The 14,339-nt window shown below is 53.7% G+C and carries 7 protein-coding genes; 6 read left to right on the top strand and 1 reads right to left on the bottom strand.

The genetic code is table 11. From position 1 onward, the window contains the following. Positions 1-21: 21 nt before the first annotated feature. The 4 genes from DCC81_RS13880 (at position 22) to DCC81_RS13895 (ending at position 9,882) form a co-directional block, all read left to right on the top strand. Positions 22-2,418: a glycoside hydrolase family 127 protein gene (locus tag DCC81_RS13880; protein ID WP_240612986.1), complete on the top strand. Its 2,397-nt coding sequence runs from the start codon at positions 22-24 to the stop codon at positions 2,416-2,418. 3 nt (positions 2,419-2,421) lie between these two features. Beyond that, positions 2,422-4,959 (top strand): alpha-L-arabinofuranosidase C-terminal domain-containing protein, encoded by a 2,538-nt coding sequence (locus DCC81_RS13885; protein ID WP_108687220.1) that lies wholly within the window; start codon positions 2,422-2,424, stop codon positions 4,957-4,959. A 466-nt stretch (positions 4,960-5,425) separates the two neighbouring features. Continuing rightward, positions 5,426-8,479: a SusC/RagA family TonB-linked outer membrane protein gene (locus tag DCC81_RS13890; RefSeq protein ID WP_165806576.1), complete on the top strand. Its 3,054-nt coding sequence runs from the start codon at positions 5,426-5,428 to the stop codon at positions 8,477-8,479. A gap of 11 nt (positions 8,480-8,490) precedes the next feature. Next, positions 8,491-9,882 carry a SusD/RagB family nutrient-binding outer membrane lipoprotein gene (locus tag DCC81_RS13895; protein WP_108688242.1) on the top strand — a complete coding sequence of 464 codons (1,392 nt, stop codon included), beginning with the start codon at positions 8,491-8,493 and terminating at the stop codon, positions 9,880-9,882. 264 nt (positions 9,883-10,146) lie between these two features. Here DCC81_RS13895 and DCC81_RS13900 read toward each other — a convergent pair whose 3' ends face one another. Continuing rightward, positions 10,147-12,321, bottom strand: coding sequence for a DUF6055 domain-containing protein (locus DCC81_RS13900; protein ID WP_108687222.1), 2,175 nt, complete (start codon positions 12,319-12,321; stop codon positions 10,147-10,149). A gap of 242 nt (positions 12,322-12,563) precedes the next feature. Here DCC81_RS13900 and xseA point away from each other — a divergent pair, with 242 nt between their 5' ends. Further along, a complete protein-coding gene (gene xseA / locus DCC81_RS13905) occupies positions 12,564-14,012 on the top strand; it encodes an exodeoxyribonuclease VII large subunit (protein ID WP_108687223.1) in 1,449 nt (482 codons plus the stop codon). A gap of 2 nt (positions 14,013-14,014) precedes the next feature. Further along, positions 14,015-14,218: an exodeoxyribonuclease VII small subunit gene (gene xseB, locus DCC81_RS13910; RefSeq protein WP_108687224.1), complete on the top strand. Its 204-nt coding sequence runs from the start codon at positions 14,015-14,017 to the stop codon at positions 14,216-14,218. Positions 14,219-14,339 lie beyond the last annotated feature (121 nt).

A 14,339-nucleotide genomic window follows, 5' to 3' on the forward strand; every position in this document is an offset into this window, starting at 1 on the left:
TAAAATTGCAAAAACATGCGTATGAAGATATTTTCCACTCACCTGGCGCTGGCCGCCACACTATGTGCGGCAGGTGCGCAGGCACAGCAGATAAAAGACTATGCCATCCAGCCGGTGGCCTTTACCCACGTGCATTTAACAGATCATTTCTGGGAACCGAAACTGGAAGTGAATGCCAATGTGACCATTCCCTACATCCTGCAGAAGTGCCGGGAGCAGGGCCGCATTGACAACTTCCTGCGCGCAGCGCACAAGATCCCCGGTGATAAAATGACGGAGTACCCGTTTGACGATACAGACCTGTACAAACTGATCGAAGGCGCTTCCTACAGCCTGCAAACCAAGCCTGATCCCAAGCTGGAAAAACAGCTGGATACGCTGATCAGTATCATTGCGGCGGCACAGGAGCCGGACGGATACCTGTACACTTTCCGCACCGTGCATTCCAGCCACCCACATCCCTGGATAGGCGACAAGCGCTGGGTAAAGGAAGAAGAACTAAGCCACGAGCTGTATAACTCCGGTCACCTGTACGAGGCCGCAGTGGCCCATTACCAGGCCACCGGTAAGAAAAGCCTGCTCAATATTGCCTTGAAAAACGCAGACCTGCTGGTTAAAGATTTTGGCCCTGGCAAAGAGACGGAATACCCTGGTCACCAGATCGTGGAAATAGGATTGGTAAAACTATACCGTGTAACCGGCCGCCAGCAATACCTGGAGCTGGCCAAGTTCTTCCTGGACATCCGCGGCCCCAAAGGCGATGCGTACAACCAGGCAGATAAAAAGATCGTGGACCAGCACGAGGCAGAAGGCCACGCAGTGCGCGCGGCTTACATGTACACCGGCATTGCCGATGTAGCGGCGCTGAAAGGTGACCGTGCATACCTCGGCGCTATTGACGCGATCTGGAATGATGTGGTGAGCAAGAAACTCTACGTTACCGGCGGCATAGGTGCTACCGGCAACGGGGAAGCGTTTGGCCCCGCGTATGACCTGCCCAATATGTCGGCCTATGCGGAAACCTGCGCGGCCATTGGCAATGTGTACTGGAATAACCGTATGTTCCTCCTGCATGGGGATGCGAAATACATTGATGTGCTGGAGCGCACGCTGTACAATGGTCTGCTGAGTGGTATGTCACTCAGCGGCGACCGCTTTTTCTATCCCAACCCGCTGGCCTCCATGGGGCAGCACAGCCGCAGCGCATGGTTTAGCTGTGCATGCTGCATTACCAATATGACACGCTTCCTGCCATCTGTGCCGGGATACGTGTATGCACAGGATGGCGATGATCTTTTTGTGAATCTTTTCATGAGCAACAACGCCAGCATTACACTGAAAGGTGGCACCGTAAAACTGAGCGAGGAAACAGATTATCCCTGGAATGGTAAAGTGAGCATCCGCGTAGACCCCGGCAAGGACGCGGGTTTCAGCCTGCATGTGCGCATCCCGGGATGGGCCAGGGGAGAAGCTGTGCCCAGTGACCTGTACCAGTTTGCAGACAAGAAAGAAGTGCTGATACCCATCACCGTGAATGGACAATCCCTGGATTACACCATGGAAAAAGGCTATGCCGTGATCAAACGCAGCTGGAAGAAAGGAGATAAGGTGGAAGTGGACCTGCCCATGCCGGTACAGAAAGTACTGGCCAATGAAAATGTAAAGGCAGACCAGGGCCGTTTCGCCTTCCAGAAAGGCCCCATCGTGTATTGCCTGGAAGGCCCGGACTATAAAGATTCTACGGTGCAGAACATCCTGGTGGATAAAAATGCCGCAGTGGAAAGTTCTTATGAGCCAGGCCTGCTGAAAGGCGTAACGGTGCTGGCTACAGAAGGCGTAGCTTCCGCCCGCCAGCCTAAGAGTGATGAACTGGTAATGACTAAAGAAACGGTGAAGGCCATTCCCTATTACGCCTGGAACAACCGGGGCGCTACCGAAATGGAAGTGTGGATCCCTTACGAAGCATCTGCTGCCCGCCCCAAACCCGCTGCAACTATCGCTTCCAGGTCAAAGGTGAGTGCATCACTGAACAATAAGCGCATGTTCATGGCCCTGAATGACCAGTACGATCCCCAGGATTCCCAGGACAACAGCGCGCTGTATTTTCATTGGTGGCCCAAGAAGAACAGCAAGGAATGGGTGCAATATGATTTTGACAGCAGCTACACCGTATCCTCGTCCAAAGTATACTGGTTTGACGATGGCCCCTTTGGCGGCTGCCGCGTGCCTGCCAGGTGGCAACTGTTCTACCAGAAAGACGGGCAATGGGTGCCGGTGAAGAACACTACGCCTTACCCTACAGACAAGGATAAGTACGATGTAGTACGGTTTGAGCCTGTGACCACTACGGCGCTGAGAATGGAAGTGCAGCTGCCGGCGGATAATTCATCCGGTATTCATGAATGGATAGTTGAATAACACATGCAAAAGTTTTTATCCATCCTGCTACTGGGGGCCGCATTGGCCCCCAGGGCCATGCTGGCCCAGGAAAAAGCCGTTGTCACGATCCATGCACAGCAAAAAGGCGCTCCCGTATCGCCGGTGCTGCATGGGATCTTCTTTGAAGAGATCAGCCATGCCGGTGAGGGCGGGCTCTATGCGGAGCTGATCCAGAACCGGGGTTTTGAAGAAGCGAACCTGCCCCAGGGTACCCACCTGGAAGATGGGTTCATTGTACCGGAGCGCACGCCGCATTTTATGCTGAAGCCAGGCGAAGCAAGCGACTGGAAAATGGAATGGCCCCTGCACAGCCAGTGGCCCGCGTGGAGCAGTGAGGGTAACATCTCCCTGGCGCTCACCACGCAACAGCCACTTAACAGCGCTACCCCGCATTCCCTGGAAATAAAAGCCACGGGCGCTGGAAGCCTTGCCAATGAAGGATTCTGGGGCATCAACGCTGTAGCGGGCCATGCGTACAACCTGAAGTTTTATGTGCGCAATGGCAGTTACAAGGGCCCTTTCACGGTATCCCTGCAAAGTGCGGATGGCACGGTGCTGGCCAGCCGGGAAATGAACATTGCCGGTAAGCACACCTGGCAAAAATATACCACTACGCTTACGCCCGTACGGAATGATCCGGCGGCAAAGTTTGTGATCAGTTTTGGGGGCAAGGGCACTCTTTGGCTGGATTTTGTAAGCCTGTTCCCGGAAAACACCTTCAAACACCGGCCCAACGGGTTGCGCGCAGACCTGGCCCAATACCTGGCAGACCTGAAGCCTGCCTTCATCCGCTGGCCGGGCGGTTGCTATGTGGAAGGTATCAACATCCAGAGTGCGCCAGACTGGAAACGCACCCTGGGCCCCGTGGAGCAGCGCCCCGGTACGTATAGCCCCTGGGGTTATTGGTCGTCCGACGGGTTTGGGTATCATGAATACCTGCAGTACTGTGAAGACATTGGCGCGGCGGCGTTATATGTGTTGAATGTAGGTGTATCCTGCGAATACCGCAGCGGCACCTACCTGCCGGACGATAGCTTGCAGGCTACCATACAAAACGCCCTGGATGCCATTGAATATGCCATAGGGCCCGTAACCAGTAAGTGGGGCGCCAAACGCGCCGCTGCCGGGCATCCGGCGCCTTTCCCACTTAAATATGTGGAGATCGGCAATGAACAGCATGGGCCGCGCTATGCAAAACGCTACAACGTGTTTTACCACGCCATCCACGCGCACTATCCGCAGCTTCACCTCATTGCCAGCATGGGCATAGGCGATGTGAACCGGCATACACTGGACAGCATGCAGCATACTGATATCGTGGATGAACATGCTTACAAAGGCGCTTTCTGGAGCCTGAACCACTATGATCATTTTGATAAATACAAGCGGGGCAACTGGGATATGTATGTGGGGGAATACGCCACCAATGCCGGTGTAGGTGCCGGCAACATGGCTGCTACGCTGAGTGATGCGGTATACATGATGAGCATGGAAAAGAACAGTGACCTGGTGAAGATGTGCAGCTACGCGCCCCTGCTGGTGAATGTGCATGACGTGGACTGGCCGGTGAACCTTATTAATTTTGACGCCGCCCACAGTTTTGCGCGTATTTCTTATTATGCTATCCAGCTGTTCAATGAAAATAAACCCACTGTAAACCTGGCCACCCAGGTACAGCGCCTGGCACCGGAGCAGCCACTGCCGGCCTTCTCCGGCGGCATAGGCCTGGGCACCTGGGACACCGAAAGTGAATACAAGGACATCACGGTAACGCAAAACGGGCAGGTGGTGTATCAAAGCAATTTTGCGCAAGGCGCCGGTCCCTGGGAGCCTGTGCGCGGCACCTGGAAGCTGGAAGACAGCGCATTTTCGCAAACCGCCCAGGGTGCCCAGCAATTTGCCTGGTTGAAGGGGCGCAGTTTTGATACCTACACGCTTACACTGAAAGCGCGCAAAAAGGAGGGTACCAATGCATTTATTATTCCCTTTGCCGTGCAGGACAGCAATACGTATTTACGCGCGCACATCGGTGCATATGTAAATGCCACCAGTGTGTTTGAAAGCGTAACACATGGGTATGATGTAAGCAGTGTAACAGATCACAAACCTTTACCGGCGCCTGTTGAAAAAGGGCGCTGGTATAACATACGCCTGGAAGTAAAAGCGGATGAGGTGGATTGCTACCTGGATGATCAATTGCTCATGACCTACCGGGAGCCGCCTAAAGTTTTCGTGATCTCCGGAGCCGATGCACAAAGCGGTGATATCATTATCAAGGCGGTAAATGCAGGTGCTGCACCCTGTAGGACCAACTTTAAGACACCCGGCGTGGAAGTGTTGCCCACGGCCACTTTGATCAGTTTGCATACACCATCAGATACGGTGGAGAATTCCTTTGCACATCCCACTGCATATACACCACAACATTCCCAGATCCAGCATGCATCAGCAGACTTCAACCTGGAGCTGGCGCCTTATTCTATAAACGTGCTGCGCCTGCACCGCGCAGCTGGCAAATAAGTGTTTTTTCTATGTCATCCCTGGATGTATGTCTATGCATAAAGGTTTAATTGACACTTAAAAAGGTCTATTTGACACTTATTTTAAGATGAAGGGATAAAATCCGTTAATAAATGCGTAAAATCTGCGAAGCCGGCGGATAGGGATTGTGCTACTTTTAATTCAACAAGCGGTAACTGCGGGCGCACTCATGCATCGCGGTTATAATCAGGGATCAGTAATCAACCAATGAATAAGCGTTGCGCCGGAAATGCCCGTGTAGTGGTATTCCTGGCGCGGGCAACGCTCACCGGTCGCATGTCCACGTTATCATTTTAAGGTATGCCAATCAGTACACCAATACAAGATATGTTCCTGCTTACGCGGGGAAGAAGTTGTGTAGTCTCACAACGTTAAAATACGTATAACCGGTTCTCCGGTCCAGGTATTGTCCTGTAATTAATTAGCGGTAAAAAATATTATGAAAATGGTCGCACCAAACAAGTACACCCTTTACCAGGGGCCTGTGCGCAGGCTGCTGCAGCGTGCCGTATTGCTCGGCTGCTTTTCAGCAGGACTGGGAACAGCCTATGCGCAACAACCTGCCACTACGGTGGTGGGTAAGGTCGTTGATAACAACGGCAACACCGTGGATGGCGCAGTGATCAGCACGGCCCGTGGAGAACATTCCGCCATGAGTAATGGCGCAGGCATCTTCAATATTAAAGTGGGTGCAGGTACACCCCTGCGGGTAATGGCTATGGGTTTTGAATCCCGGCTGGTAAATGCTACAAAGCCTGGAGATACGCTGGTAGTGCAGCTTTCCACGGCATCCACCGGTTTGAATGAAGTGGTGGTAACGGCCCTGGGCGTTAAACGTGAGAAACGCAATCTTACCTTCAGCTCACAGGAAGTGAAAGGGGAGGAGCTGTTGAAAGCGAAGGAACCGAATGTGATCAATGCATTGGCCGGTAAAGTATCCGGTGTGCAGATCACCAGTTCTTCCGGAACGCCGGGTGCATCTTCCCGCATCGTGATACGCGGCAACATGTCGGTGACAGGCGATAACCAGGCGCTTTTCGTAGTGGATGGTGTACCTATCGATAACTCTGAGACCAGCACCGTAAGTGGTGGTGCCGCCGGTGCCGGTAGCAGCCGCGTAGTGGACATCGACCCTAACACCATTGAAAGCATCAACGTACTGAAAGGTGCCGCTGCCACGGCCTTGTATGGATCTTCCGGCGCCAAAGGCGTGGTGATGATCACCACGAAGGCCGGCAGTCTTGAAAAGCGTCCCACGGTCACGGTCTCATCTGATTATTCTATTGATAAAGGATTGTTCCCTGAGCGCCAGACCAGCTGGGCACAGGGCAGCCAGGGCAAGTTCCTGAACGGGGAAGCGGCAGACCAGAAGACCAGTACTTCCTGGGGCCCGCGCATGGACACGCTTACCATTAACGGGAAGCCTGCCCCGCGCTATAACCCGTACGACTTTTTCCGTACCGGCCATACCAATAACAACGCGGTGAGCGTAGGCGGAGGCACGGGCAGCTCCAGTTATTTCTTTTCCTACTCTTACCTGGATCAAACCGGCATTGTACCAAAGAATGAACTGAAGCGCAACTCCCTGTTCGCAAAGTTCAGCAACAAAATAGGCAGTAAGATCAATACCACTTTGCAGGTGGCTTATAGCAATACTAACCAGAACCGCCTGCCGGAAGGTCAGAGCAATGGCCCCCTGTTCGTAGTGCTGGTGCAGCCGGTGTCCTGGAACCCTTATCCTTACCTGAACCCCGATGGCAGCCAGCGCCTGTACCGCAACTCGCGCAACGCGCCGCTGTGGGCTGTAGAGAATGAGAATAATAATTCCGTGGTGAACCGCTTTATCCCGGTGTTCACCGCAAATTATATGGCAACGCCCTGGCTCACGGTAACGGAAAGAGCGGGCGCGGATATGTACACCGAGCAGGATAAATACCTGGAAGCACCCAGTGCTGCCATCAGCCTGCCGGGTAAGATCATAGACCAGGTAAACGTTTACCGCCAGTTTAACCATGACCTGATCGTGGATGGCCACAAACAATTTGGTAAGCTGGATGTGGACCTGCTGCTGGGTAACAACGTACTGACCAACTACACGCAGTACCACAACATCACCGGCGTGGGCGTGAATGTGAAGGATTTTGAGAACGTTTCTGCCACCGGCACCATCACCGCTACGGAAGCGCATTACCAGACCCGTAAGGTGGGCTTCTATGCGCAGGCAAACCTTGACTATGATAAGTTCCTGGTACTGTCGCTCACGGGCCGTTATGACGGCAGCTCCGTGCTGGCCTCGGATAAGGCCTTCTATCCTTACGGCTCTGCCGCCGCGGGCTTTATCTTCTCCAAATTCTTCTCACAGGAAGTAAGCCGGGTGATGAACTTTGGCAAGGTGCGTTTCTCTTACGCATCTGTGGGTAACGATGGTGTGGGCGCCTACTCCCTGCTCACACCTTATACACTGGCTTACCGCAACGGTTATGCTTACCCCTACCAGGGCCAGGGCGGCTTCCTTATCAGCAGCACCCTGGGCAATGAGCACCTGCAAAACGAACGCATGAACGAAGCAGAAGCGGGCCTGGAAATGAAATTTTTCAACGGCCGCATTGGCTTCGAGGGATCTTACTTTGACCGTAAATCAAAGAATGGTCTCATACCCGGTGTTTCCATCTCCAATGCCACCGGCTACAGCGGCACTACCGTGAACAGTGCGCGTATTGAGAACAAAGGCATAGAGCTGCTGCTGGATGTGAACCCAGTGCGTACAAAAGATTTCTCCTGGGATTTTACGTTTAATTTTTCCCACATCCGCAACAAAGTGCTGGAGCTGTATGGCGATACCAAGCAACTGGGCCGCGTGATCGTAGGGCAGCCTTATAACATCTTCTACGGCGCCCGCTACTCCCGCAATGCGAAAGGCCAGCTGCTGATAGATGATAACGGTATGCCGGTAGTAGACCCTGACCAGGGTATTGTGGGCAACGCTAACCCTGACTGGCTGGCGGGCCTGAACAACAACTTCCGTTACAAGCAACTGAGCCTGGGTTTCTTCTTTGACTACAAAAAAGGCGGCGATGTACAGAACGATGTAGAGTCGCTGGGCATGTTCTATGGCACGGCCAAAGTAACGGAGAACCGTGATCCCCTGGTAGTGAAAGGCGTGAATGCCACCACCGGCGAAGTGAACAAGGTTGCCGTGAATGCACAGGCCTACTACCAGAGCCGCCAGTATGAATCGTCCATCCAGGATGGCACCTACCTGAAACTGCGTACGGTAACGCTCTCCTACGACCTGAAGACCAAAGTGCTGCCGCATACCTTCTTCAAATCTGCCGTGGTATCTGTAACCGGCCGTAACCTGTGGATCTACAGCCCACACTTTACCGGGGCTGATCCGGAGGCATCTTCTTATGGCGCTGCCAATGGGAACGTGGGCATATACTCCTTCGGCACGCCCACTACCCGTTCCGTTAATTTCTCTGTGAAACTTGGCTTCTAAAAATGAAAGACATGAAAAGATATATGTTCACATTCCTGGCTACTGCACTGCTTTGTGGCGGTTGCAAAAAGTTCCTGGATGTTAATAAGGATCCGAACAACCCGATCGATGTGAACGAGGCGCTCATCCTGGCACCGGTAGAGCAATCGATCTCTGATAACCTGTACGGTGGCATGGGAGGCAACGGCGCCTGGGCTATCCAGGAATACGTGCAAACCATTGCGCCTAACCAGCTGAACCCCGGTGTATGGAACTACCAGTTGTACAACGTGGATATGGATGGCGACTTTTACTACACCTACGTCGTGTGCCTGAATAACCTGAAGAAGCTGACGGACAAAGCCGCCACGGATGGCAATACCAATTATTCCGGCATTGCCAAGATCCTCACCGCTTACACCCTGGGCCTGGCCACCGACCAGTGGGGCGATATTCCCTACTCCAAAGGCCTGGCCGGCATCAGCAACCTGACACCGGCTTACGATGCGCAGGAAGATATTTACAAGACCATGCAATCCCTGCTGGATGAGGGTATTGCGGATATTGGCAAAGGCTACGCACAAAAACCTGCCGGCGATGATTATTTTTATGGAGGTGATATGGGTAAGTGGACCCGCCTGGCTTACACGCTGAAAGCCCGTTACTACCTGCACCTGGTAAAAGCACCTGGCTACAATGCCGCCACCCAGGCAGATGCCGCGCTGGCCGTGCTGGATAAAGGCATGAGCAGCGATGATGATGACATGAAGTTTCCCTACGCGGGGGCGGCTGGTTCTGAGAACTGCTGGTACCTCAACTTTGGTGCGGTAAGCACGTTTGTGCTCAACTCCACCCTCGTGGATTCCCTGAAAGCCAGGAACGACCCCCGCTTGCCGTTCATGGCCAAGAAGGCCGTTTCCACCGGGCTTTATACCGGCCGCAAAATTGGCACCCCGCTTGGCGACCTGAATGCGTATTCTTATCCGTCTGATTTCTACGCAGGCGTAGGTGCCAATAACTACATCGTACCGTATATTGAATCCATTTTCCTGAAGGCAGAAGCTACTTTCCGCAAGAGTGGCGCGGCCGCGGCTCAGCCGGTGTATCAGCAGGCCATTACACAGCACATGCTGAAGCTGGGAGTGTCACAGGCTAATATTAATGCTTACCTGGGCACGCGTGGTACGCTTACCGCTGCCAATGGACTGCAACGCATCATGGAAGAAAAAGCGGTGGGTAATTTCCTGAGCCCTGAAACCTGGACAGACTGGCGCCGCACCGGCTTCCCGGCACTGACCAAGGTGGATGGTGCTTTGTCTGAAATACCCCGCCGCCTGTTGTATCCCGAATCTGAGATCATCAACAATAAACAGCCGCAGCAAACGGCGAAGCTGACGGACCGGCTGTGGTGGGATGGGCAATAAAATTGTACAACGTGCCTGGCCGGGTATCACCAAAATGATTTCATGAACGTGGAATTTTAGCTAAAAGAGAACAAGTGCAAAAAGAGGCTGCATCTATCGTGATGCGGCCTCTTTCTGTTTTAGGGATGCGTGGGCATTTGGTTGCCTGCGCCAGGGGGGAGCGGGCTGCCCATGCGTATGATCTGCTGCAACAAAAGAGCCCCCGTGTGAACGCGGGGGCTGATCGCTAAGCGGTTTGAGTAATCAGTAACCAGGTCCATGCATTTACTGGGTTACTACCAGTTTTTGCGTATAGGCGTGCTTGTTATCGCTGCCGTTAATGAGGTAAATACCAGGCTTCAGTTTAAGGTTGCTGATGCTGAAGCTCTTGCTGGCGCCGCCTTTCCACGGCTGGCGGTAAATGCCTTTCCCGCTCATGTCGTAGATACGGATGGTAATGCCGCCGGGGGCGTTTTCATCCAGGCCCTTGAGGGCAATGGTAAAGGTGCCGCTGGCGGGGTTGGGATAGACCTGCAGGCCTTCAACGGCCTTTTCTGTCACTACATCTTCCGCGAAGAGTGAAGTGGTACACGTGGGGGTGGTGATCCAGGCCATCTGGGAAGCAGTGAAGTTGGAGTAACTGCTATTGATGTCCGTGTTAGAGGCATCGGAAGCGCCTTTACCATCACAGTCGGTGCGGCCATTGTTGGGGTGGGGCACCTGGAGATAAGTGCCCACGGTGCTGCAGCTTACTATTTCCGCATCGCCGCCCACGGTGAGGTTATTGCCAAAAGTAACGCCCCATTCCATGCAGTTGCCTTTGTAATTGCCATTGCCGGTGATGGTGCAAAGATTAAGGATGGCATTTTCAGCGATCGTTTCACTGCCGCTGTAAGTGCCGCCCCACACATTGGCATTGTCCTTTATCACCACGGTGTTTTGTACGGTGGCATTTTCTACCCAGGCATTGCCATCAATGCGGGCCGTGCCGGATATGTTGGAAGTGCCCAGCACCAGGGCTTTAGGGCCTACATAGGCGGTAGCGGCCACGGTGGCGGTATTGGCCACCCATCCACCACCGTTGGAATGCGCGTGCCCGTTTACCCGGTACTCACTGCGGTAGGTGGATTGAAAGCCTTCCGGGAGGGCATTGGCAATACGCACTTCATACGGGAAGCGGCGCACCTTGGGATAACCCGGCTCCCAGGGATAGCTGGTGTGTGTGGTGGGCGCACCGGCCACCACGAAGTAGATCCTGCTTTCCGTACTGTTCATCGTAAAGCTTACTTCACCCGTGCTGGCGGAGTAAGTGGGGCTGTAGCGGCTGATGGTGCCATCGGCTTTCTCTGTAACAAAGCCATAGCGCCAGCCGGCATAGCTATTCACCTCCGTGTGGCCCCGGAACTTGATGGTCACCGTTTTGCTGCTGCAGGTGGGGTAGAGAGGGATCACGTTGTAACCATAATCCTGGGGTGCGGAATAATCGGGCACCGCGTAGTGGCCTGTGGCAGAATCAATGCGGCTCAGTAATGTATACTGGCGCCAGAGATAATGCGGCTCCTGCGCCTTCAGGCGGTCGCGCTCCGCGCGGATGATGGCGCCAACGTTATTGACCGTATAATCTTCCGTAACCTCGTGCGCGGCGTAGGTGTACACAAAATCATTGAGCTGGCTTTGGTTCCAGCCTTTGAGGCGCCGGTAGGTTTCCAGGGGATGCTCACCCGCGGTAGAAAGTTTCCAGAGATTATTGATCATCCCGATGCTGTCCTGCTGCTGTATTAAGAACAGCAACTTAAACGTGTCGTAGTGATGACGGGTGCTGCTCCAGTGAAAGGCGCTGGTGCCCAGCCAGCGGGGCAGGTCGTCACTGGCAAAGCGGGGGTACATCTGTGTGCGCATGTAGTTGGCGTGGCATTCCCAGAAGAAGCCTGTAGCGTCGGTGTTGAAGCCGCCGCCCGTGGTATTTTCCTGTATGCTGATCATGCCTTGCAGGCTGTGGGTAAGCTCATGGCTGATCACGCCGCCATCGCGGGTAGCGTTAGGGTGCACCCACATGGCGCCGATGGTATTATCGTACGCGCCGCCAAAGGCCCAGCCAGAGGGCCCTCCCGTGCCCCAGGTGTCGTTCATGATAATGATGATCTTGTACTTGCCCAGGTTCTTGGTGGGGGCATCGGAGCAGAATTTGATGTCTGCAATGTACCTGGTATAGATCTTTTCCAGGGTGTCGCAAATGGCCTGGGGATTGAAGGCCAGGTTAGGGTCTGCATACGTGGCGGGATTAGTGCCTACCACGTTGCCCCAGAATACTACGAAATTGGCCGACTGGTAAGAGCGGGCATACGACCAGGTGGACAGGTACGGGTCTGTGCTGAACTCCGTGGGGATAAAGACGGTCTTGGCCGCCTGTGCCGCCATACCGGTAAGCAGCAGGATGCAGCTTAGTAGTATTTTTTTCATACGTTGCTGGTTTTAATGATGACATGAAATGCTCACCCACGCTGCGTTTGCGCAGGTGACGGGTTTGGTTGAGGTAAATATGTAGCGATTAAAATGGAAATGGTTGCGTATACAGCACGGAGCCAACAGAACAACATGAAGTTATCCAGGAAGCAGCAATTTTGCTATCTGGATTTTAACCGGTCTTTGCCTGATTTTACCTGCTGTGGTGCTCCTGCATGCGGGAAGGATTTCCGGGGCGAATGCCGTACTTTTGTGGGGTGGCCAACAACAATTTTATCCGACTCTCTGCACTGGCGCAGGCCGTGGAATCTGTGATACGGGGCGCTTTTGGTGCCGCCTCCTTCTGGGTGATCGCAGATGTGACCAGCCATACTTTTAAGGCCGCTTCCAACTATCATTATTTTGAGCTGGTAGAAAAAGAAGACGGTTCCCACCACGTTGTTACCAAGTTTGCCGCCCGGGCCTGGGGCGCCGGCAGCCGCGCCATTGAAACGTTTGAGGCGGCCACAGGGCAGCGGTTTACCAACAATATCCACGTGCTGGTAAATGTGTCTGTAGAATACCATCCGCAATTTGGCCTGCAGCTGCAGGTCAATGACATTGAAGCCTCCTACACCCTGGGCCTCCTTGAAAAGCAGCGCCAGCAAACCCTGGCCAGGCTGCTGGCAGAAAATGAAGACATCCGTAAAGTGGGCGACACCTACCACACGCCCAACAAAAGCCGGCCCCTGCCGCCCGTGCTGCAAAAGCTGGCGGTGATCTCTTCCAAGGCATCTGCCGGTCTTAATGATTTTAAACATACACTGGACAATAATCCCTGGGGCTACCGCTTTGCCCTGGATGAATATTACACGGAGGTACAGGGTGAGGCCAACGCACTTGCCCTGCGCAATACGCTGATCCACATTTACCGGTCCGGCATTGCTTACGATGCCATTGCCATCATTCGTGGCGGGGGCGCACAAACAGATTTCCTGTTGTTTGACAACTACCTGGTAGGACAGGCCATTGCCCGCTTTCCCATCCCCATCATCACGGGCATCGGGCACCAGCACAATACCAGCATTGCAGACCTGATGGCCCACACGCAAACCAAAACACCCACGGAAGCCGCCGCTTTTATGATCGCGCACAACCGCGCCTTTGAAACGCAGCTACTTTCCCTGCAACAAAATATCCTCATCAAAACGCAACAACTGTTTGCCGCACAGCAGCAGTCGCTTTTTACCCTGCAGCACAAGCTGCTGCGTGATAGCAAGAACTTCCTGCACCAGCAGCAAAGTGCCCTGCAGCAATACCGCGACCTAACGGTAACGAATATACGTGAATTGCTCTTCCACCGCCGGTCCGCCATCCTGGGCATGGGCGCCCGCCTGGCGGCCCGGCCGGCCCTGGTGCTGGCCCAACGGTCACTGGCATTAAATAGTATCCGCAATAATTTATCCTACTGGAGTACGGGCTACCTCCGGCACCGCAAGTCGGAACTGGCGCATTTTGAATCCGTAGTACAACTGGTATCGCCGGAAGCCATCCTGCGCAGGGGCTTTGCCATGCTGCAATATAACGGCCGCGTAGTAGCGACTGCGGATCAGCTGCAACCGGGAGACACCATCCAGGTAGTACTGGCCAGCGCCCGCCTGGATGCTACTATCATGAACAAAACAACCGTAACAAAAAAAGAAGCGTAAACATGGAACCATCCTTAACATACGAAGCCGCCTACGCAGAACTGCAAGCCATCGCCGCAGAAATTGAAGACGAAACCGTGTCAGTAGACGTACTGGCGGAGAAAGTAAAACGTGCGTCGGAACTGATCGCCTTCTGCCAGGGAAAGCTGCGCGCCACAGAGGTGGAAGTGAATAAGATCATCTCGCAGATGGGTGCGCGGGATTAACACCGGGATTTACAAAAAGGAAAAAAGGAAGATCTCATAACAAAAATGAAGGCCCTGAGAATTGCTCAAACGAAAAAGGTACCCAAACAAAAAGGAGCTGTCTCCTATGTTTGAGGCAGCC

The organism is Chitinophaga parva, assembly GCF_003071345.1.
In the GTDB taxonomy this organism is placed as follows: domain Bacteria; phylum Bacteroidota; class Bacteroidia; order Chitinophagales; family Chitinophagaceae; genus Chitinophaga; species Chitinophaga parva.

Excerpts from the sequence above, each read along its gene's own strand:
- DCC81_RS13890 (WP_165806576.1), top strand. The coding sequence starts at position 5,426 with ATGGTCGCACCAAACAAGTACACCCTTTACCAGGGGCCTGTGCGCAGG.
- xseA (WP_108687223.1), top strand. The coding sequence starts at position 12,564 with ATGCCGTACTTTTGTGGGGTGGCCAACAACAATTTTATCCGACTCTCT.
- DCC81_RS13885 (WP_108687220.1), top strand. The coding sequence starts at position 2,422 with ATGCAAAAGTTTTTATCCATCCTGCTACTGGGGGCCGCATTGGCCCCC.
- DCC81_RS13880 (WP_240612986.1), top strand. The coding sequence starts at position 22 with ATGAAGATATTTTCCACTCACCTGGCGCTGGCCGCCACACTATGTGCG.
- DCC81_RS13900 (WP_108687222.1), bottom strand. The coding sequence starts at position 12,321 with ATGAAAAAAATACTACTAAGCTGCATCCTGCTGCTTACCGGTATGGCG.
- DCC81_RS13895 (WP_108688242.1), top strand. The coding sequence starts at position 8,491 with ATGAAAAGATATATGTTCACATTCCTGGCTACTGCACTGCTTTGTGGC.
- xseB (WP_108687224.1), top strand. The coding sequence starts at position 14,015 with ATGGAACCATCCTTAACATACGAAGCCGCCTACGCAGAACTGCAAGCC.